Below are 20,949 nucleotides of genomic sequence, written 5' to 3' on the forward strand. Positions count from 1 at the left end.
CCATTTTATCTTTGTAATACAAAAACCCCGCGCGTGGGCGGGGTGCTGTGCGGTAACCAACGGCTTCGAGGGCGGTGGACGTTCAGCGAGGTGAATTTATTCTTATAGCGCAATCAGTATACGATAAATCTCACTGCTTTTTGGGGGATTATTAGTCAAAAGTCGCTGAATTTTTCACATGCTGATGCCGATCGCACTCGCGCTCAATTCCGCTTTAGCGTAGCGTTCTTCGCTTAACCAGACGTGCATCAAAAACCCGGCTTCCCGGCCGTTCTGCGTCCGGGGAAAGCAGCAGCTCGCAGGCTGCTTCCGCCATCTCCGCCAGCGGCTGCGAGAAGGTGGTGAGCCGATAGCCCAGCCAGCTGGCCTGTTCGATATCATCGAAGCCAATCACGCAGAGATCTTCCGGGATGCGCAGGCCAAATTCATGGCGTGCGGCGTCGATAAAGCCGCAGGCGATCAGATCGGTGACGCAGAATACGCCGTCCGGCCGCGTTGGCTGGCTTAACAGCTCACGAGCGGCGAGGACGCCGGTCTGGTAGCTGGTACTGCCTGGGCGGATCAGGGAAACATCGGCCTCCGCGTCGGCAGCGGCCTGCATAAAGCCGGTTTCACGGATCACCATGCTGGGTGAACGTGCGGTGGAGGAAATCACGGCAAGATGCTGGCATCCGGCGGCGATCAGGTGGTCAAAAGCCTCCTTCATCGTCGAACTGTAGTCGATGTCGATGGTGTCCGCACCGGCATACTGACCCATGCGGTTAATCAGAATCACCTGCTGCCCGCTTTGCAGGCAGATCTCAATCAGCGAGCCGGGCGGTTTGCCCGACAGCACGATGGTGGCAGTGGAGCGGTAGTTCAGCGTCTGCTGCAGGGCTTCTTTGGCGCTCGCTTCACCGTCGTCGGTGTTGATCACCATCACCGCGCGCCCGGCCTGGTTCAGGCGGCGGGTCAGGTGCTCCAGTAGGCTGGACTGATACGGCGAGGCCAGATTGCCGCCGAGAATACACACCGGGCGGCTGGCCTCCTTCGACAGGCCGCGCGCCAGATGATTAACGTGGTAGTTCAGCGCCTCTGCGGCGGCGAGCACCTTGCGCCGGGTTTCCGCCGAGACGCTGCTGCCGGGGGTAAAGGTGCGCGACACCGCCGAGCGGGAGACGCCCGCCAGGCGCGCCACCTCGGTGGCGCTGGCAAATCCTGCCTGTTTGCTGCTATCGCTCATTATGCTGTTCCGCTGCGGCGATGGCTCGTTCGCGCACAATCGCCTGCTCCGCCAGACGGGTCAGCGACGGCTTAGGTGCTTCAAACCACTCATCCGGGTGGAGCTGGCGGCGGTCGCGGATTAACGCAATCGCGGCATCAAGCGTCGGGAAGCGCTCCGGGCACTCCAGGTGCATAAACAGCGCCACTAACGACACCGAGCGGCTGCGGCCTCCGCGGCAGTTGACCAGGATGTTGCCACGTCGGCGATTGCGGTAGGAAGCTTTATCCGGGATCTGCTGCAGCAGTGCAGAGCGCATCAGCTGATAGCCCGCGTGCAGCATCTCCGGCGCGTTGCCGTCGCCGTCGATCAGCCCCAGCTTGTAGTAGCGCACCGGTCCGGCACCGTGTGAAAGCAGATGCGCGGCGGCGCTGGCTTCCGGCGTGTTTACCCAGTCAATGTCGAGGTTTACCGCACAGTTAATCACCACGCCGATATCGTGCTCTGCCAGCAGCGCGGCATCGCTCACCCCGGCTGAACCGCCGATATAGATATCCATTCCCCAGCCGGGGAAATCTTCCACAATCAGGCTGATCGGCGGGCGGGGATAGTGCGGCACGGCCGGTTGAACGGCATCCGTCGCCTGCGTGATGGCCGATTCCGGGGCGGTGCCCGATTCACCGTCATTCACCGCTGTGCCTGCGACGGGCGCTGCCTCAGATCCGCTGGCGTGATAATCCGTCGCCAGCGGAATTCCCGCCGCACGGGACAGTTCGCTGGCGATGCCGGGGGCGACGGCCAGCACCGGCAGACCGTTGAAAATCCCTTCTGCCGTCTGTGGAGCAATGCCAATCCGGCCGCCCGCTTCGCGCACCAGCAGCATCCCTGCCAGGCAGTCCCAGGCGTTCATATGAATTTCCACATAGCCATCGGTACGGCCTTCCGCCACCCACGCCAGCGCCAGCGCGCCGGAACCGCCGCGCCGCACGCTGGTGCCGAGATTCAGAATCGAACTCATCACTTCCAGATAGCGGCGCTGGCCGTGGCGGGCAGACCAGCCCAGTTCGACGGCGGCACGCTGCGTGTCGCTAACCGCCGTGCAGCGCAGCGGCCGGTCGTTTTTCAGCGCATAGTGGCCGCGCCGCGCCAGATACAGCTCCTGGCTTGAGGGGTTATAAATCGCGCCCAGCTCGGTTACACCCCGGTGAACCCAGGCAATGCAGACGCAGAAATGGGCGATGCCGCGGGCAAAGTTGGCGGTGCCGTCAATCGGATCGACCACCCACAGGCTCTCCGCGCTGGCGGGCTGGCTGGCGGACTCTTCGCCGAGGATCAGATCGTCGGGGAAGGCATCGCCAATCGCCCGTAAAATCATCGCCTCAACGAAGGTATCGGCCTCGGTCAGAATGTCCTGATGGCCCTTGAGTTCGTATTCCCCCGCTTTACGGGAGTGGAAGAAGCGCAGGGCGGTATCCCCGGCTTCGGTAACAATGCGTTTGAGCGCCGCTTCGCGCTGTGCAATATCGATCGTGGTCAAAATATGCTGCCTGTTCTGAGTGAAAGAGGAACTGCCCCGTCGCTGCGCGGGGCGTTATTTTTTGTAGTTCAGGCTCCAGATATCCTGCCAGTCCTGGCGGCTTTTCCAGTCTTCTTTCGCCGTGGCGGTCAGGTACTCCATCAGTTCGCCGCGATATTTTTCGATGCCGGAGGCCTCATCGGCAGGCAGTTTCACCGCCGGATTGGTGGACATTTTGCCGTCCACGCCCTGCGGGGCGATGCCTTCGGCGGTCAGCAGATAGTGAATAAACAGCTTCGCGGTGTTCGGGCTTTTACTGCCAGTTGCCACCACGCCGAGGCTCGGGTAATTCCAGCCGATAAACGGCTTCAGGCCGCTGCACAGGCCCAGCTTCATGCCCTGCTTGTTGTCGCGGAATTTGGCGGTAGACACCAGGCCGACGAAGTCGGTTTTACCGTCCGGCGCGCCGATGGCAGAGGCGGCATCGTTGTCGGAGTGGGTCAGCAGCACGCCGTTGCCCGCCAGCGCCTTGACGAAGGCGGCGGTGGCGGACTTCTCATCAGTTTGCAGCGGTTTGCCGAACTGCTGCTGATAGGCTTCGCGCACCTGCTGATCGTAGTGGGTTTCCATCTGGCTGAACCAGTCGGTATAGGCTGGTTTGCTGGTCGGGTCCTGCATCGCTACGCGGCCGCGCCAGGATGGCTCAGTCAGCTGCCAGAGGTTAGTCACCGGGCAGGTGGCGTGATGAGCGGTATTGTAGGCAAAAACGTTCGGAGCCAGCACCACGGTCAGCGGTTCCTGATAGCGCGCGGGGATGCTGCTCTTAAGATCGTCCGGCACCCAGCTCTGCACATAGCCTTTATTCAGCAGCTGGGTCATTCCCGCCGGAGCATCCTCAACGATGGCGACGTCGGCCCGCACGTTTTTCGCCTGTGCTTCCCGGCTGATAATTTCAATGATCTGCGGCGCATCGGCTTTAACGCCGTTAGCCTGTAACCCGTACTGCTCGCTGAAGGCTTTTGCCTGCTGGACGATTTTACCGGTGGAGGCATACACGGTAATCGGCTGTTCCTGCTTTGCGGCGGCGATCAGCTGTTGAAGATCGAACGTTTCAGCCTGAGCAAAAGTGCTGCCCAGCAGGGCACTGGCGATAACGGCGGCGGTCAAATTGCGCTTCATGGTGGTTCCCTTAAAAGTGATAAAAACGAATTAACGTGTGTAAACGTCGTGACGCATCCCGCTGTTGTTAAAGAAGTGCAGGGAGTGAGTCGGGAGCTGGCAGTGCACCTGCTGGCGCGCCTGCCAGCGCGGCCGCAGCTGCGTGGAGTGGAACAGGCGATCCTCTCCGGCTACCAGCTCAATCACCCAACTGCCACCGGTGGGCATAATGTTGTCGATGGTCATCGTAATGCCGTTGTTGCCAGCCCCTTCGCTAAGCACAATCTCCTCCGGGCGAATGCCGCAGTGCAGAGTGCGGTCGAGCAGGTCAAAACGCTGCTGAAGATGCTGTGCCAGCGGGCTGACCGGCTGGTCCAGCGGGATCATATTTAGCCGTGGCGTACCGATAAACTCGGCGACAAAGCGGTTGGCCGGGGTGGCATAGATCTCATCCGGCGTGCCGACCTGCTGCATATGCCCGGCGCTCATCACCGCAATGGTGGTGGCGAGGGTCATTGCCTCCCACTGGTCGTGACTGACGAAGACGATGGTCGTGCCAAAGGTTTCATGCAGGCGACGCAGCTCGGCGCGCATCTCCAGCCGCAGGGTGGCATCAAGGTTGGAGAGCGGTTCATCCAGCAGCAGGACGCCGGGGTTCACCGCCAGCATACGGGCCAGAGCGACGCGCTGCTGCTGGCCGCCGGAAAGCTGTGCCGGGTAGCGCTTGGCGTAATCGGCAATGCGCAGCTTTTCCATCACGTCCTGGCAGCGGGCGATACGCTCGCGGGTTGGCACTTTTTGCAGGCGCAGGCCGAAATCGACGTTCTGCTCCACGGTCATATGCGGCCAGAGCGCGTAGCTCTGAAACACCAGGCCGATGCCGCGCTTTTCCGGCGGCACCCAGGTGCCCTGCGAGATGGAATCAACGATCTTATCGCCGATGTGGATCTCGCCGCCGCTGGCGTGCTCGATCCCGGCGATCATCCGCAGAATGGTGGTTTTACCGCAGCCGGACGGCCCCAGCAGGCACATAAACTCGCCGTCTTTTACCGTCAGGTTAATGTTATTCACCGCCGGTGCATCGCTGCCGGGGTAGGTTTTGGTGAGGTTGTTTAAATGAATCGTCGGCATCTTATTTCTCCAGTCCGTCAGCCAGACCGGTACCGGTGATCCTTTGGATCAACACCGTGCCAGCCCATGAAATCAGCGCAATCATCAGCACCACGGCGTTGGCCGCCTGCTGGTAGTTGTAGTCAATCAGGCGCAGCGAATAAGTGGTCAGCACGTCGGTCGCCGGGGTGGCGAGGATGACGAACAGGCTGACGCCCTTAATCCCTGAGATAAACGGCAGCAGCACGCCGGTAGCCAGCGGCGCGGCCTGAATCGGGATCACAATGCGACGGATGCGGGCGAACCAGCCCGCTCCGGCAATGCGCGCCGCTTCTTCGGCTTCTTTACCCAGCTGGGTCATCGCGGCGATGCCGGAGCGGCTGGCGTACGGCATTTTTTCCGCAATCAGCGCCAGCACCAGAATCAGCGGCGTGCCGTACAGCGCCGGAACCGGGCCTCTGGCTACCGCAAACAGCGACAGGAACGCGGCGGCAAAGGCGATGCCCGGCACCAGATAAGGCAGGAAGGTGAGCTGGCGCAGGCAGGCGGCCATCCAGCGAAAATGGCAGCGCATCACCGCGTAGCCAACCAGTAAACCCAGCACGCCGCAGGCGACGGAAGCCGAGCCGACGATCAGCAGGGTGTTCCCCACCGTGTGCCAGAATTCCGGGGTCAGCAGAATGCCGCTGCGCAGCGCTACCGTATCCAGATCGTGACCGATCCAGTAGGCGAGGGTGAAGTTGTCGGGGGTAAAGCGCCCCGGCAGGATCATAATGGTCGACAGGAACAGGGTCAGCAGCGGGATCGCCACGCCGAGCAGCACGAACAGCAGCGGCATTGCCCCGGCGGCGATGCGCCAGCGGCCCAGATTACGGCGGCGCTCCATCACGCCTTTGCCGCCAACGGTAACGAAGCGTTTGGCCTCGCGCAGCATTTTCATATCCAGCATCAGAGTCAGCATGCCCATCAGCATGATCACCGTGGCAATCACCGCTGCCACGCCGGACTGACGCGTGCCGATAGCGCGATACAACCCGGTGGAGAGCGTATCGAAATGCACCGGCAGGCCGAGAATATAGGGCAGGGCGAACTCGCCGATGCAGTCGGCAAAAATCAGCAGCGCGGCGGAAAGCAGCGCCGGGCGCACCAGCGGAATAATGATTTTAAAGGCGATGGCGTTGCGAGAGGCACCGAGCACGCGGGCGCACTCTTCCATCTGGCTGTCCATGCGCTTCAGAGCGTTGCCGACAATCAGGATCACCAGCGGGGCGTAGTGCAGCACCATAATCACCACGATAGGGAAGTAACCGTAGGCCATCCAGTTCGGCGTCTGAATGCCCATCGCCTCCAGCCAGCCCGGCTGCCCGCCGATGGCGTGATTTTTGAAAATGGTGTTCCACGCCAGCGCAAAGGTCCAGGAGGGCAGCATAAACGGCACGATCAGCAGGGTGGCAAACCACTTTCTGCCAGCGATATCGGTGCGGTTGATCAGCCACGCCAGCGAAACACCCACCACCATCGCGCCCACCACGGTGCTCAGCGCCACCGCCAGCGTATTCAGCATCGGCGTCCACAGCAGCAGCTCGGACATCCGCGAGGTCAGCGTGCGCAGCAGGTAATACGCGGTCATCGTGCCCTCTGTCGCTCCGGTGCGGCCTTCATCGCCGCTCTGAACCAGCACCGCATTCAGCAGCACCGACACCACAGGGGCAAGAATAATCCAGCTAAACAGCATCAGAAGGAGGGCCGCCAGCAGGTTGGCGGGTTCATGGCTGACAATCGACAGCCGGTGGCGGAACCTGGGCCACGCGGCCTGACGGTGGCGTATTTCGGTTGGGTAGGACACGGATTTATCCCTGGCAGTGAAGGTCAGACAGGAATATATCGGCGCAATGTTACAGTTCTGCGAATTCTTTGCACGTATGTGCAAAAAACGGCGAGATAATTATTATCTGTTTGAAATTAATGATTAATATTTTTTATTGCGTGTATTTTACTGCGCGAAAGATAACGCTGTGTGGCAGGGTGTGAAGGTTTAATGATGGTCACTTTACATGGCGACCTGGAGCAGTAGACTGTTGTACGGCGTTCAGCCGAAGGGCAGGACCGATAATCTGTCTGAGGTAGCCCGATCATTATCGGCCCTGATTTTCAGGTCAGCCTGTGGCGGCAGAGAGTGAATCCTCCCACAGGCGGTTTATCTTTTGGGTTAATGGATTTTGAGCTTTGCTTTAATTTTGCTGTTCGCGTTCTAATGCGCTTTTCTTCATGTTATTCAGCCTGTCTTTCACATCAAGGCTGTAGTCCCACTCGGGTTCATCAACGCCATTTTTCTTCTGCGTAACGTAATCCCGCAGGGCGAAAAGGACATATTTTGACAGCATAAGCAGGGCAGGTGCATTGAAGATAATTAACGTGGCCGCCGCAAAGTCAACCAGCTCCCAGATTGTGGCGACCGGGATCATTCCGCAGAAGACGACCAGAGTACAGCACAACAGACGGTAGACCTGCAGGAGGATTTTATTGCCGGTGAGCCAGCGAAGATTCACTTCCCCGTAGTAGATATTGGCAATGATCGATTTAAAGCCAAACATCAGCATGGCGATAAAGACAATATTTTTCCCCCATGAGCCAACGCCAAGGCTAAACGCACTTTGAGTCAGTTCGACACCCGTTTGCCCGCTGTCCAGCGCGCCGGTCAGCAGAATGGTAAAGGCCGTACAGCTACAGACGATAATGGTGGTAAAGAACGTGCCAAACATGGCGGTGAAACCCTGAGTCACCGGATGGCTGACAATCGCCGTCGCATGCATGCTTGGCGTGGTGCCGTTACCCGCATCGTTTGAAAATAGCCCGCGAGCCACGCCGTATCGGAAGGCCAGATAAATGGTGTATCCCGCTGCACCGCCAGCGGCAGAATCGAAATTAAACGCCTGGGTCATGATTAATGAAATAACGGCGGGGAGTTTTTCGACATTGGAAAGAATGATAAACAGGGAAAGAATAATATAGCTGATGGCAAGGAACGGAACGAAGACGGAAGCAAAATCACTAATACGCTTCACGCCGCCAAATATAATAATCGAGACAAAAGCCACCAGAATCAGGCCAATAATAGCGGGGTGAATGTGGAAAATACCTGTCGTTGCCAGAATAACGGAATTGCCCTGAACCATGGCGTAGAAGAAGCCCATGCCGATAATCATGCTGATCGAAAACGCGATGGCCAGCGGTTTAAAATTCAGTCCTTTAGAGATGTAATAGGCCGGTCCGCCGCGATAGGTGCCGTCACCGTTGCTTTCGCGGAACAGGATGGCGAGTATCGCTTCGCTAAAGCTAATCCCCATTCCCAGCAGCGCGGTGACCCACATCCAGAAAATCGCACCAGGCCCACCGGAGGCCAGCGCCGTTGCCACGCCCACCAGGCTGCCCGTTCCCACCTGGCTGCTTAGTGCCGCGCACAGGGCACCAAACCCGGAGACGGCTTTTTTGTCACCGGACTTTCGGCTGTTAATTAAGGCGTTAAAGATTTTTGTGAAATATTTAATCTGTGGGAATGACAGCCTGATTGCAAAAAATACCCCGGTTCCCAGCAGCAAACCGGCGACCAGCCACCCCCAGAAAATGGCGTTTATTGAACGTAGGATTTCCATAGTGAGCCTCTTATATTTTATGACTGACCATACAGAATATTGGTAAGATGATGCAGCTATTCCCACGGCATTATTTAAATGCCGTGTAGAAATAGCTGTTATTTTTATTATTCAGTTTTTCTTCAGTTATCGGATAAGGCTGTTTTATCTTTAATGTTATTTTTTAATTTACTGACTATTTTTCAACAGGCGATGGCTTGCCAGTTCGGCAAAGAATGTTGCTCCCGTAATAAGAATGTCGTCATTGAAATCGTAGGATGAGCTATGCAAGGGTAAATAACCTTTGCCGTCTTTCTCACACCCATTACCTATAAAGACAAACGCACCGGGTACTTTTTCAAGAAATGCGCCGAAATCTTCGGAGATCATCATCGGTAAGGTCTTGGGGTCCACATTCTCGCTGCCAAACACCTGATTGGCGGCTTCAACGGCGTACGCGGTTTCCCGGGCATGATTGACCGTCGGGGAATATTCATGGGTATAGATAAATTCACATTCCGCTTCGTGCATCTCGCAAATTGAATTACAGATAATCCGCATGCGTTTTTCCAGCAGCGCCTGCACTTCCGGATCGTAAGAGCGCGTATCGCCTCGGATCTCAACATTCGCCGGAATCGCGTTGCGCACGCCGTCGGTATGAATTTCAGTGCATGAAATCACCGCAGAAAGGGAGGGATCCACATTTCTGGAGACAATGGTTTGCAGAGAGGTGATGATCTCCGCCGCGATGACCATCGGATCTTTACCCATATGCGGCCTGGCCGCGTGGGTGCCTTTGCCACGAATACGGATGATGAAGTTGTCTTCACTGCCCATGATCCCGCCGACGCAGGTGGCAAATTTGCCCACCGGAATGCCCGGCATATTATGCGCGCCATAGATCTCCTGCATCGGAAATCGCTCGAACAGCCCATCCGCGATCATCGCTCGCGCACCGTGACCGTGTTCTTCATCGGGCTGGAAAACGAAATACACCGTGCCGTCAAAATCGTAGTTTTCCTGCAACAGCTGCGCCGCGCCAAGCAGCGTCGCGGTATGACCATCGTGTCCGCAGGCGTGCATTTTTCCTTTGGTTTTTGAAACATAGTCGTGCGTGCTGGTTTCAAGAATATCCAGTGCATCCATATCCGCGCGCAAACCGATGCTGCGGTCGCTGGTGCCTTTTTTCAGCACGCCAACCAGACCGGTTTTGCCAATGCCGCGATAGACGGTGATGCCCATTGCCTGCAATTTCTCCGCAACGAAATCGGGCGTTTTTACCAAATCGAATTCTGTTTCAGGAACAGTGTGAAGATAGTGCCGCCACGCTGTCAGCTGTTGATGAAATGCGGTTAAATCGCTCATATTTATCTCCGTGTTTTATTAAATTCATCATTCCAGTCAGAGTTGAAATGATGAATGTATGAATCAGTTCTGGTAGTCAGGCAGCCGGTGTTTAACCACATCCAGTAACAAATTCGCACCGCGAATCAGTTCCTCTTCGGAGGTAAATTCCGCCGGGTTGTGGCTGATGCCGTCTTTGCTGGGGACAAAAATCATCGCCGCAGGGGCGATGCGGGCGATCATCTGTGCATCGTGCCCGGCACCGGAGGTCATACGGCGATAGCTCAGGCCAGCGCTTTCAGCGGATTGAATAATCTGCGCAACGATACCCTGGTCAAACATGACCGGCTGGAAGCGAACGAGCTGCTCTGAGGAGATCTGAACGCCTTCTTTTTCGGCCAGTGCAGCAAGGAAATCTTTCAGCTTCTGCTCAGCGGCTTGTAAGCGCGCTTCATCCGGGTCGCGCAGGTCGACGGTGAACCGGGCCAGGCGCGGGATAACATTGATGACGTTCGGCTCAAAACGCATGCTGCCAATCGTCGCCAGCGTGGTGCCGTTTGCTGCAATGTCCCGCAGGAAAGTGATGACGCTTGCCGCCGCATACCCGGCATCATGTCGCAGGCGTGTCGGCGTGGTGCCCGCATGGTTGGCGGTGCCGGTAATGGTAATCTCCTGCCAGGAGATGCCCTGCAAATTCTCGACGGCACCAATCTGAATGCCTTCCGCTTCCAGAATTGGCCCCTGCTCAATATGCAGCTCAATATACTCGTGGGGGATAATTGCCCCTGGCTCCATCTCACCGGCATAGCCAATACGTTCCAGTTCATCACCCAGGCGCGTGCCGTCCGTGCCGATGGTGTCCAGAATCGCCGCCAGCGGTGCGCCACCGGCATAGACCAGCGATCCCATCATATCGGGCTGATAGCGGATACCTTCTTCATTGGTAAACGCGGCCACGGTAATCGGGCGGGTGGGCTGGATGCCCGCCTGTCGAAACGCCCTGACCACCGCCAGGCCAGCCAGAACGCCATAGCAGCCGTCGAACGCACCGGCATTCACGACGGTATCGATATGCGAGCCGATCATCAGCGGGCGACTGGCGTCGCCCGGAGCGGATGAGGTGGCAGGCAGCGTGCCGAAGATATTCCCAATCTTGTCCACCTGAATATCAAGGTCGAGTTCTTTCATCCATTTTACCAGCAGATCTCTGCCAAGCTTTTCATCATCGGTTAAGGCTGCCCGGGTGCGGCCGCCGTTAATTGTATCCGCCCCTGTTTCACCCAGTTCGTTAATTTGGGAAATAAGCCGTTTCCCGTCAAGAATGAGCGAGTGATTATGTTGCAGTTGCATAATAATCTTCCTCTTATATCGGTCATTAAAATAAAGACATGCTCAGGGATATCTCGCCTGAATGAGATAATAAATATTTATCTTGATATATATTGGTAATAATTAAAGCGGCCAGGCACCGTTCCAGACAATATCCCGGTAGCGATCTTCATTCGTATCACCTTCGGTACTGAAAATAAGAATGCTGGCATGTTCATTAATGCCCAGGCGCTCTTTTGCCTGCCGCACGTCTTGATCCGATGACGTAGCCAGTGCGTATAGCAAACCGGCATTAATCGCCCCGGATTCACCGCTGATAATCTGCGGGTCGCCCTTCAGCGGATTGCCCAACAGGCGCATACCGGTTGCCGATACTGAATCTTTCACCCTGACAAAGGCGTTACCACAGTTGCGCAGCACTCCCCAGGTCACCGGGTTGACTTCACCACAGGCCAGGCCGGCCATGATGGAGTTCAGCGATCCCCCAACCGCGACCCGTTCGCCGTTCGCCGAGGAAATGGATTGATACAGGCAATCCGCGGTATCGGGTTCGGAAATAATTGAACAGAAACGATCCGCACCATACAGACTGGCGAAAAAGCCCAGCACGCCGCCGGCCATGGCTCCGACGCCGGCCTGTAGCATGATATGCGTTGGCGCTTCGACGCCGAGGGCGCGAAGCTGCGTGGCGGCTTCGGCAGCCATTGTGGTGTAGCCCTGCGAGATCCAGGTGGGGATCTGCTCATAGCCTTCCCAGGCCGTGTCCTGCACCAGCGTCCAGCCCTGCTCTTCAGCGGTTTTCGACGCCAGGCGGACGGTATCATCGTAGTTGCAGTCGGTGACAATACACTCTGCGCCCAGCCCTTTAATGCGATTTACGCTGGCAGCAGCGGCACCTTTGGGCATAAATACCACGGCCTTCTGGCCCATCTCTCTGGCCGCCCACGCCACGCCTGTCCCGTGGTTTCCGGCTGTGGCTGTCGTAAAGGTTAAGGGCTGTGGGAGCTGCTGAGACACTTTACTGAAATCAATGTCGGCGATGCTGAGATTCAGCTTCTCTGCAAGCAGTTTGCCCAGTGCATAGGAGCCGCCGAGCACTTTAAAGGCGTTGAGGCCGAAGCGTTTGGACTCGTCCTTGACATAAATCGCCTTCACCCCCAGCTTTGCTGCCAGCTTATCCAAAGAAACAAGTGGCGTTTCGGCGTATCCGGGGATCTTCGCGTGGAAGCGATGCGCTTCTTCAGCAATCGCCACGGTAAAAAGCGGATCGGCTTCACCGTTATAGAACGGGTTTTCTGTAATGCGCAACATGCGGATTCCTCTCAGGAACGTAGCCTGAACTCAGATCTTATGGGCAATCGCTTCGACTTCGACCAGGGCATCTTTCGGTAATTTTGCGGCCTGAATGCACGAGCGGGCTGGCGCATTCTCCGTACCGAAAAAGTCGGTATAAATGGCGTTAAATTCTGCGAAATCATCCATGTTTGCCAGGAAACAGGTGGTTTTAATCACCGAATTTAACGATGCGCCGCTCTGTTCCAGCACCGCCTGGACATTCAACAGCGACTGGCGCGTTTGCTCTTTAATCCCCCCTTCAGGGAAGGCGGCGGTGGCCGGATCGATCGGCAGCTGGCCGGAGGTAAACACTAGATCGCCATAGGAAACACCCTGGGAATAGGGACCAATCGCTGCCGGTGCCTTATTGGTGAAAATAGACTGTTTCATTCGATTACTCCTTTTCGATATGCGTGGACTTAAATTCTCTCAGGTATTTGTAAACCGCATGGCGGGAAATACCGAGCTGCTCTGCAACAATGCCGGCGGATTCTTTTAATTCAAAAATTCCGTTTTCAAAAAGCTGGAAGACAATCGACTTATTTCTTAATTTTTTATTAATCGATGCATCGCTATCCACGTCATTTATCGCTTTTTGCGTGGACTGGAAAATCACATCCTGAGAATTGGTACTGAAGTTTTCCATCACTACGGATAATGGCGAACTGTCAGGCATCAGCGTTTTAATCAGCTCGGGGAAAGGCACCGATAAATTAATATTCACGCAGAACAGTCCGATGGGTTTATCCCCATCACCGGCTACTACGGAGGTGGTGGATTTAAGAATCTCCCCATTTTTATTGCGGGTAAAATAGCTTTTCGAGTTCACTTCGCCGGTCTGCAAAAATTGCCGAAGCATTTTCAGCCCCATGTCGGTAATGGGCGAGCCGACGCCGCGTCCGGTGTGGTGCCCGTTGACGATCTTCACCACGGACGTATCCAGATCTTCAAAAGAGTGCAGAACGACTTCGCAGTGTGGCCCAATCAGATCGGCCACCATGTCGGCCAGGCGGTAGTAGGAGCGCATGAATTCGCGATCTTTCACCGTTAGGTTCACCTTGAAATCTGAAAGGGACTGCAGGTTTTCATCAACATTCATAGTCAGTTCACTTTTGTAATCGATATGGGAATGATTTGACAACGAACCCCCTTCAAAATCAACTAAAATTAACTGAAAGTTGGCGGGGGTAAATACGCTTGATTTTAATAAAAATCAAATATAACAATGTGTTGTTGTGTTTTTTTGATTGTCGAAATCACGCTGTGGATCACAAATATTAACTATGACCCGGTGAATTCTGACTATCCCACTCAACTTTTAAGTCAACATAATGTAACTTTTTGGTGTGGTATGCAGGACGGTGAGCTGAGATTTTGCCTGCCGACGCTGCTGGTGTGTCGGGCGCATCTGCCCGTACAACAGAGACGGGCACTGCTTTTATTGGTTAAAGTCACTGACCCTTTTCATAAACAATAGTGGCTAATAGTAAATAGGTAGTGACGTCGTTTTTTATCTATCAGGTTGAATACAATGATTAATATATGTTTTTCCCGAAATGACGGGTTATCCGGCCTGCAGTGGTTCTTTTTTATTTTCTGTAATACGGTGGTGATACCGCCCACGCTCAAATCCGTTTTTCATCTCTCCCCTGAAGAGACCTATCTCATCGCGCAATACTCATTCCTCGGGGCGGCGGCGGCCTGTATTGCTCAGGTCTGCTTTGGCCATCGGCGGGCGATTATGGAAGGGCCGGGAGGGCTGTGGTGGGCAACTATTCTGAGCGTAACCTATGCCGAATCGTCTCAGGGAACGCCGCTGGGCGATATTGCAATGAGCTTTTGCATCGGGATCGCCATTGCCGGTGCAATGACCATACTGATTGGCCTGACCGGATTTGGCCGCGTGCTGTCCGGCTTTTTTACGCCGCCGGTGATGGTGGTGTTTATGTTTTTACTGGGTGCGCAGCTGGTCAGCATCTTTTTCAAGGGCATGCTCGGCATCCCGTTTGGGCTCGCTAACGAAGCTACCACCATTCACTGGCATACGGTGCCGGTGGCCTTCCTGACGGTGATGCTGATCGTGTCAGGTATCGTTTTTTTACCCCAGCGTTTCGCGCGTTATGCCGTGCTGGTTGGGGTAGTTGCTGGCTGGTTGATCTTTTCTCTGCTCTACGGTGCCGAGGAGGCATTACCCACTGACGTAAGCTGGCGGCTGTTTATTCCGCACGGCGATTTTCATCTTCGTTCCGGGATTATTTTTATCTGCGTGCTGCTGGGGATTGTGAATGCATCCAATACCTTTGGGGCGCTGCGCGGTACGGATAATCTGTATACCGACCGGCCGGAGCGGGGGGATATTTATCGCCGCAGTTTTATCACTACGGGTTTCTTTACCCTGCTGTTTGCTCCGCTCGGCACCGTACCTTTTAGCCCGTTTGTTTCCTCGATTGGCTTACTGACCCAAACCGGTGATTCAAGCCGACGGTCTTTCCTGATTGGCAGCATACTGTTTTTAATCGTGGCGCTGACGCCCGATCTCATCCGCTTTTTTAACGCCATTCCTCTGCCGGTCAGCAGCGCAGCCATGATGGTCTCCTATCTGCCTTTGCTGTGGTCATCATTCTATTTCCTTTCTCAGACCTCGCTGAATCCGCGGAACATCTACCGTATTGCCTTACCGATTTTCTCCGGACTGTTTCTTATCGCACTGCCGTCGGCTTATCTACAGAATGTGCCGTTGCTGATTCGCCCGCTGCTGGGAAATGGTTTGCTGATGGGCATCATCATGGTGCTGGTTCTGGAAAGGCTGGTGCCCTGGGAACGTGTGAAGTAGCTTCAATTGTACCGTAGCTAAAGCCTCAGCGGATGCTTACCGGAAGTGGCACACGGAGTGTGGCCACGACGCGGTAATTTTCTTGCACTGAGGATGGCTACAGCGAGTCGCGCAGCAGCAGCGGGCTGTTGACCTTAATCGTGTCGCAGTGGCTGTTGCCGTTGATGATATGCAGCGCGCTGAGGCGGCCAATATCGTAGTGCGGCAGCTGCACGGTGGAGAGCGGGGGCAGAAACAGATCGCCGATGCCCACCATATTGTCGTAGCCCAGCACCGCCACATCCTGCGGGATGCGGATGCCCTGGCCGAGCAGGGTTTGATACACCATAAAAGCGATACGATCGTTGCCGCAGATAACGGAATCAAACTGCGGTTTCCCCTGCTGAATATTCGCCAGCACCATGCCGGGAATGTCGCGGTAGTGCTCGTCGCCGCTGGTCATATACAGATGGGTAAAGGCGTCCGGGTTGATGTTCTGTTCGCGGCAGGCGCGTTCCAGGCCGCTGCGGCGGCGGTGGCTGGCCACGCGCTGCTCGGGCAGATGCAGGCACAGCGGCTGGCGATAACCGGCCTCCAGCAGCGCCCGCGTACCCGCGTACTGGCCCTCTTCATCGTCGGGAATAAAGCTGGCCAGCGGGGCATTGCTGCTTTCGCAGTTCGCCAGCACGCAGGGCAGGGTGAGCAGCTTCTTCGGCACCTGCACGTGGCGCAGGCCCATGGTGGTGTAGATCACCCCCGCCGGGCGGTGCGACAGCAGCAGATTCATAATGTCATCGACGTTGTCGTGTTCGAACATATTGATCACGAAGCTGTGCCAGCCGTGCGCGCGGGCGGTTTCTTCAATCGCCAGCGCAATATCAACGGAGAAGGGCGTGGTCACCGTATCCAGCGCCAGCACGCCGATCGCATTGGGCGTGGCGCGTGCGCCGCGTACCTTCTTTGCCGACAGATCGGGTACGTAGTTCAGCTGCTTAATAGCCGCCTGAACGTGTTCCAGCGTTTCCGGCCGAAGCCGCTCGGGCGTGTTGATGGCGCGCGACACGGTCATCAGGGAGACGTTCGCCAGTTTTGCCACGTCCTTTAGTGAAGACATTGTTTTATCCCTGCGATAATCGAATTAACTCGTTGATGTATAAAATACTACGCTATTCCAGGCGCGCGCGTACCGGCTTAGGGCAGATCGGCACATAAATTTGATCCAGCTCTCATAACTGCAATGTTAACGTTAACTCGTGTGATTAACATCATATAGTGAAAGTAATCCGCATGAATAGTTCATTTGGTTAACGTTACCATTTGCGGCATACCTTCCCTGGAGTTTGCCGTTATGAAACAACAACACTCTCATAATTATTTGATTCTTAGCGCACTTTTGTTTTTTTTCTTTGTGACCTGGTCTTCATCCAGCTCGCTGCTGTCGATCTGGCTGCATCAGGAAGTCGGCCTGAAGGCCGCAGATACCGGAATTATCTTCTCGGTGCTGTCGGTTTCTGCGCTGTTTGCCCAGGTCTGTTACGGCTTTATTCAGGACAAACTGGGGCTGAGAAAAAACCTGCTATGGCTGATTACCCTGCTGCTGATCCTCTCCGGTCCGGCCTACGTGCTGTTTGGCTACCTGCTGAAAATTAACATTCTGCTCGGCAGTATTTTCGGCGGCTTCTTTATCGGCCTGACCTTCAACGGCGGGATCGGCGTACTGGAAAGCTACACCGAACGCGCCGCGCGGCGTGACGGCTTCGAGTTTGGCCGCGCCAGAATGTGGGGCTCGCTGGGCTGGGCGGTGGCGACCTTCTTCGCCGGTCTGCTGTTTAATCTCAATCCACATCTGAACTTTATGGCCGCTTCCGTTTCCGGGCTGGTGTTCTTCTGGTTGCTGACCCGGCTGAAGGTTTCCCTCCCGGCGGGGGCGTCAGAACAGGGCGCACCGGCCAGCAGGATCTCCCTCGACGATGCGCTGCGCCTGCTGACGCTGCCGCGCTTCTGGGCGCTGGTGTTCTTTGTGATCGGCACCTGTATTTACGGCGTTTACGACCAGCAGTTCCCGGTCTACTTCGCCTCGCAGTTCCCGACGCTGCGCGAAGGTAACGCCATGTTTGGCTATCTGAACTCGTTCCAGGTGTTTCTTGAAGCGGCGGGCATGTTCTGCGCCCCGTGGCTGGTTAACCGCATCGGCGCCAAGAACGGCCTGATCTTTGCCGGGATGGTGATGGCGTTGCGTATGGTCGCTTCCGGGCTGGTGGAAGGGCCGCTACTGATATCCATCACTAAGCTGCTGCACGCGGTGGAGCTGCCGGTGCTGCTGGTGTCGATCTTCAAATACAACAGCCTGAATTTTGATAAGCGTTTGTCCTCCACCCTCTACCTGGTGGGCTTTGCCTGCACCAGCTCGGTAATCGGCACCGTGCTGTCGCCGCTGGCCGGATTCAGCTACGAGAAGTTCGGCTTCGCGCAGTCGTATCTGATCATGGGCATCATGGTGTTCTGCACCACCTTTATCTCCATCTTCCTTTTACGCTCCAACGGCACGCCGACAGAGCACTCTTTTCCGCAGCCCAATGCGGTTTAATTCAGCAAGAGTAAATATTATGACGTCAATGTTAGAACAAGCGGAACAGACACTCGAAACAGCACAGGCTGAGGTAAATACGCGCTGGTATCCGCGCTATCACCTGGCTGCTCGCGCCGGGTGGATCAACGATCCAAATGGTCTGGTGTGGTTTGACGGCTGGTATCACGCGTTTTATCAGCACCATCCGTACTCCACGCAGTGGGGACCGATGCACTGGGGGCACGCGCGCAGTAAAGACCTGGTTCACTGGGAACACCTGCCGGTGGCGCTGGCTCCCGAAGGTCCGGACGATAAAGACGGCTGCTTCTCCGGCTCTGCGGTGGTCAACGGCGATACGCTGGCACTGATTTACACCGGGCACCGCTTTATCGGTGATGCAGATAGCGACGACAATCTTTACCAGGTGCAGTGCCTGGCCACCAGCCGCGACGGCATTCACTTTGAGCGCCACGGCATGGTTATCGACACGCCGCCGGGGCTGCATCATTTCCGCGATCCGAAGGTGTGGCGCGAGGGAGATGACTGGTTCATGATCGTCGGCTCCCGGGTGGGCGACACCGGCCAGGTGCGACTGTATCGCTCCGCCGATCTGCACCAGTGGCACGATGAAGGCATCTTCGACGAAGCGGAAGCGGGCATGGGCTATATGTGGGAGTGCCCGGACGTCTTCACCCTTAACGGCAAGCGCGTGCTGATGTTTTCACCGCAGGGCATCGCCGCCGACGGCTATCACAACCGTAACCTGTTCCAGAGCGGCTACCTGCTGGGCGACTGGCAGCCGGGGCAGCCGTTTGTGCGCGACGGTGGTTTTGTTGAAATGGACCACGGCCACGATTTTTATGCCCCGCAGAGCTTCCTCACCCCGGACGGTCGCCGGATTGTGATCGCCTGGCTGGCGATGTGGGAATCACCTATGCCGGAGCAGCAGGACGGCTGGTCCGGGATGCTCTCCCTGCCACGTGAGGTCAGCCTCAGCGACGATAATCGCCTGCTGATGAAGCCCGCAGCGGAAGTGACCGCCCTGCGCGGCAGCCACTATCCGATTCCGGTGCAGCACCTGAAAAACCAGAAAGTGCCGGTACTGGCGAATGCCGAGGCGGTGGAAGTTGAACTCAAATGGGAACAGCATCCGGCAGCGGCGGAAGAGTACGGTATTGCGCTGGGTGACGGGCTGCGCGTTTATGTGGATAACCAGGCGCAGCGATTGGTGCTGGATCGCCGCTACCCGGAATTCGGCGTTGAGGGCAGCCGCAGTATCGCGCTGCCGACCGGCGGCATTCTCTCCCTGCGCCTGTTTATCGATAGCTCCTCCGTAGAAGTATTCGTCAACGACGGCGAAGCCTGTCTGAGCAGCCGCATCTATCCGCGTGCTGACCAGCGCGATCTGCTGCTGTTCGCTAATAACGGCAGCGCGGTATTAAAAGAGGGGGGATACTGGTCGCTGGATAAATAATCTTACCTTAGCCGCAGTACATTCCGTATTGCGGCCACCCTTTACTGAATTAATGCCTTTCTCAGGTATGCATCGTTGTGCTCTGAATGACGAGGATAATAAAATGAAAGCAATAACCTCTTCTCTCCACCGTTATAGGGTAATAAAGCCGGGCAGGAAGGTTAACGGCAGAAACAGCATGTTATTTATGGCGACGCTGTTAAGCCTTCCGGCTATGGCTGATGAAATAAAAGATAATAGCGATAACTATATTGGCGGCTATCAAAGTTATTTCCACGATGATTTAGAGACGCCAAAATCGACGGTTAAATCTGCTGTTGCTGCGAATGGTAAAACGGCGACACCAGGTAACACGTCGTCAGCAACCTCTGTCGCATCCGCGTCTGACGGGGCAACTGCAGCAGCAGGAGGCTATTCAACACCCGCCCGAACGTTGGAGGATGGGGCTGATTATCAGTCAGCCGCTGCCCCGGGTGGGCAGTCCGTGCACGCCAGCGCCGCAGCGGCAGGCTCCGTTCCCGATAAAGGCGGCGTCTTACTTAGCAAATCCAACGAAGTCAGTTTACTGCGCCTGCGCCAGGACGAACCGCCGGTACACTGGAACAGCGTTGGCCGCAATATGGAAGCCGGAGGCCTGCACGGCAATATCGGCACGCAGATTGAAATTGATGATGCGCGCCGCAGCAACAATGAACACAACGGCGGGAAATTTAAATACGCCACGCTACAGGCCTTTTTACGGCATGACGAAATGCCGAACTGGTATTTCGGTTTCTACAACGCTCGCGAAGACAGCTATAAAGGCCAGTTCAGCAATCAGCACTACAGCGGCACCAATACCATTAACGAAGTGTTTGTCGGCCATATCTTTGAGACCTGGCGCGGCAATATCGGCGCGGAAGTGATGGGCGGATCGGAATCGGCCGGCAAGCGCTGGAAAAGCCGCTTCAAGCTGTGGCAGGACCTGCGCCTCTCCGACCGCTGGAGCATTGCGGGCTATGCCTTCGGCGAGTTCCAGCCGCAGGGCACCGAGCCGGGTAACGGCGATCTGGAGAAACTGATTTTCGAAACCGAACCGGCGCTTCAGTACCGCGTAAACCCGGATCTCGGCCTGTATCTGCGCCCGTTCTACTCCTACAACCGCCAGGAACGCGAGCAGTGGGGCGATATCATCGAACGTGAATGGAAGGTGTCCGCCGGGTTGTGGAAAAACTGGTATCCGCTGTTAACCTCGTTGTACGTCGGCGTCGGCCAGAAGAAAACCACCAACGCCAGCGACAGCTATGAGCTGTTCTACGATGGCCGCTATCAGTACGTTGGCGGCACTCTCAGCTACCCGATTGTGGATGAGCTGCGCCTGTACGGCGAATTTAAAGCGAAATTCACCAAAGAGGCCGGTGCCTGGACCACGGCAGGCTACTCCTGGACGCCGTTCACCGTTGTGGGCGCGGTTTATAATTTCTGACGGG

16 protein-coding genes are annotated in these 20,949 nt (G+C 56.2%); 4 read left to right on the forward strand and 12 right to left on the reverse strand.

Annotation, left to right across the window (positions count from 1 at the left end; genetic code table 11):
* Nucleotides 1-214: 214 nt before the first annotated feature.
* From IBT47_RS17385 to IBT47_RS17435, 11 genes are all read right to left on the reverse strand, one after another.
* Complete coding sequence (locus IBT47_RS17385; RefSeq protein ID WP_200561738.1) at nt 215-1,222, reverse strand: substrate-binding domain-containing protein; 1,008 nt, start codon at nt 1,220-1,222, stop codon at nt 215-217.
* Nucleotides 1,212-2,738, reverse strand: coding sequence for an inositol monophosphatase family protein (locus IBT47_RS17390; protein WP_200561740.1), 1,527 nt, complete (start codon nt 2,736-2,738; stop codon nt 1,212-1,214). The genes IBT47_RS17385 and IBT47_RS17390 overlap by 11 nt, the downstream gene beginning before the upstream one ends.
* Before the next feature lie 54 nt (nt 2,739-2,792).
* Entirely contained in the window at nt 2,793-3,896 is a 1,104-nt protein-coding gene (locus IBT47_RS17395) for an ABC transporter substrate-binding protein (RefSeq protein ID WP_200561742.1), read from the reverse strand.
* Between the two features lie 30 nt (nt 3,897-3,926).
* On the reverse strand, nt 3,927-5,006 hold the full coding sequence (locus tag IBT47_RS17400) for an ABC transporter ATP-binding protein (protein ID WP_200561744.1): 1,080 nt from the start codon (nt 5,004-5,006) through the stop codon (nt 3,927-3,929).
* Nucleotide 5,007: 1 nt separating this feature from the next.
* Nucleotides 5,008-6,831 (reverse strand): iron ABC transporter permease, encoded by a 1,824-nt coding sequence (locus IBT47_RS17405; protein WP_200561746.1) that lies wholly within the window; start codon nt 6,829-6,831, stop codon nt 5,008-5,010.
* A gap of 385 nt (nt 6,832-7,216) precedes the next feature.
* The gene (locus IBT47_RS17410) at nt 7,217-8,638 is read right to left on the reverse strand and encodes a sodium:alanine symporter family protein (protein WP_200561748.1); all 1,422 of its coding nucleotides are present in this window, start codon (nt 8,636-8,638) and stop codon (nt 7,217-7,219) included.
* 168 nt (nt 8,639-8,806) lie between these two features.
* Entirely contained in the window at nt 8,807-9,982 is a 1,176-nt protein-coding gene (locus IBT47_RS17415) for a M20 aminoacylase family protein (RefSeq protein WP_200561750.1), read from the reverse strand.
* A gap of 63 nt (nt 9,983-10,045) precedes the next feature.
* Nucleotides 10,046-11,311 carry a Zn-dependent hydrolase gene (locus tag IBT47_RS17420; RefSeq protein WP_200561752.1) on the reverse strand — a complete coding sequence of 422 codons (1,266 nt, stop codon included), beginning with the start codon at nt 11,309-11,311 and terminating at the stop codon, nt 10,046-10,048.
* A gap of 102 nt (nt 11,312-11,413) precedes the next feature.
* Entirely contained in the window at nt 11,414-12,601 is a 1,188-nt protein-coding gene (gene dpaL, locus IBT47_RS17425; protein ID WP_200561754.1) for a diaminopropionate ammonia-lyase, read from the reverse strand.
* Nucleotides 12,602-12,631: 30 nt separating this feature from the next.
* Complete coding sequence (locus tag IBT47_RS17430) at nt 12,632-13,015, reverse strand: RidA family protein (protein ID WP_200561756.1); 384 nt, start codon at nt 13,013-13,015, stop codon at nt 12,632-12,634.
* 4 nt (nt 13,016-13,019) lie between these two features.
* Entirely contained in the window at nt 13,020-13,766 is a 747-nt protein-coding gene (locus IBT47_RS17435; RefSeq protein WP_234471958.1) for a transcriptional regulator, read from the reverse strand.
* 390 nt (nt 13,767-14,156) lie between these two features.
* Between IBT47_RS17435 and IBT47_RS17440 the strand changes: the two genes are divergently transcribed.
* A complete protein-coding gene (locus IBT47_RS17440) occupies nt 14,157-15,458 on the forward strand; it encodes a uracil/xanthine transporter (protein ID WP_200561758.1) in 1,302 nt (433 codons plus the stop codon).
* A gap of 97 nt (nt 15,459-15,555) precedes the next feature.
* Here IBT47_RS17440 and IBT47_RS17445 read toward each other — a convergent pair whose 3' ends face one another.
* Entirely contained in the window at nt 15,556-16,551 is a 996-nt protein-coding gene (locus tag IBT47_RS17445; RefSeq protein ID WP_200543078.1) for a LacI family DNA-binding transcriptional regulator, read from the reverse strand.
* A 234-nt stretch (nt 16,552-16,785) separates the two neighbouring features.
* On the opposite strand from IBT47_RS17445, the gene IBT47_RS17450 reads away from it, so the two are divergent.
* The 3 genes from IBT47_RS17450 (at nt 16,786) to IBT47_RS17460 (ending at nt 20,945) form a co-directional block, all read left to right on the forward strand.
* Nucleotides 16,786-18,024, forward strand: coding sequence for an MFS transporter (locus IBT47_RS17450; protein ID WP_200561760.1), 1,239 nt, complete (start codon nt 16,786-16,788; stop codon nt 18,022-18,024).
* Between the two features lie 19 nt (nt 18,025-18,043).
* A complete protein-coding gene (locus IBT47_RS17455) occupies nt 18,044-19,480 on the forward strand; it encodes a glycoside hydrolase family 32 protein (RefSeq protein ID WP_200561762.1) in 1,437 nt (478 codons plus the stop codon).
* 187 nt (nt 19,481-19,667) lie between these two features.
* On the forward strand, nt 19,668-20,945 hold the full coding sequence (locus IBT47_RS17460) for an OmpG porin family protein (RefSeq protein ID WP_234471959.1): 1,278 nt from the start codon (nt 19,668-19,670) through the stop codon (nt 20,943-20,945).
* Nucleotides 20,946-20,949 lie beyond the last annotated feature (4 nt).

The sequence above is a fragment of the Erwinia sp. S43 genome (genome assembly GCF_016624745.1).
GTDB lineage: Bacteria > Pseudomonadota > Gammaproteobacteria > Enterobacterales > Enterobacteriaceae > Erwinia > Erwinia coffeiphila.

Excerpts from the sequence above, each read along its gene's own strand:
- IBT47_RS17385 (WP_200561738.1), bottom strand. The coding sequence starts at position 1,222 with ATGAGCGATAGCAGCAAACAGGCAGGATTTGCCAGCGCCACCGAGGTG.
- IBT47_RS17395 (WP_200561742.1), bottom strand. The coding sequence starts at position 3,896 with ATGAAGCGCAATTTGACCGCCGCCGTTATCGCCAGTGCCCTGCTGGGC.
- IBT47_RS17400 (WP_200561744.1), bottom strand. The coding sequence starts at position 5,006 with ATGCCGACGATTCATTTAAACAACCTCACCAAAACCTACCCCGGCAGC.
- IBT47_RS17410 (WP_200561748.1), bottom strand. The coding sequence starts at position 8,638 with ATGGAAATCCTACGTTCAATAAACGCCATTTTCTGGGGGTGGCTGGTC.
- IBT47_RS17415 (WP_200561750.1), bottom strand. The coding sequence starts at position 9,982 with ATGAGCGATTTAACCGCATTTCATCAACAGCTGACAGCGTGGCGGCAC.
- IBT47_RS17420 (WP_200561752.1), bottom strand. The coding sequence starts at position 11,311 with ATGCAACTGCAACATAATCACTCGCTCATTCTTGACGGGAAACGGCTT.
- dpaL (WP_200561754.1), bottom strand. The coding sequence starts at position 12,601 with ATGTTGCGCATTACAGAAAACCCGTTCTATAACGGTGAAGCCGATCCG.
- IBT47_RS17430 (WP_200561756.1), bottom strand. The coding sequence starts at position 13,015 with ATGAAACAGTCTATTTTCACCAATAAGGCACCGGCAGCGATTGGTCCC.
- IBT47_RS17440 (WP_200561758.1), top strand. The coding sequence starts at position 14,157 with ATGATTAATATATGTTTTTCCCGAAATGACGGGTTATCCGGCCTGCAG.
- IBT47_RS17445 (WP_200543078.1), bottom strand. The coding sequence starts at position 16,551 with ATGTCTTCACTAAAGGACGTGGCAAAACTGGCGAACGTCTCCCTGATG.
- IBT47_RS17450 (WP_200561760.1), top strand. The coding sequence starts at position 16,786 with ATGAAACAACAACACTCTCATAATTATTTGATTCTTAGCGCACTTTTG.
- IBT47_RS17455 (WP_200561762.1), top strand. The coding sequence starts at position 18,044 with ATGACGTCAATGTTAGAACAAGCGGAACAGACACTCGAAACAGCACAG.
- IBT47_RS17460 (WP_234471959.1), top strand. The coding sequence starts at position 19,668 with ATGGCGACGCTGTTAAGCCTTCCGGCTATGGCTGATGAAATAAAAGAT.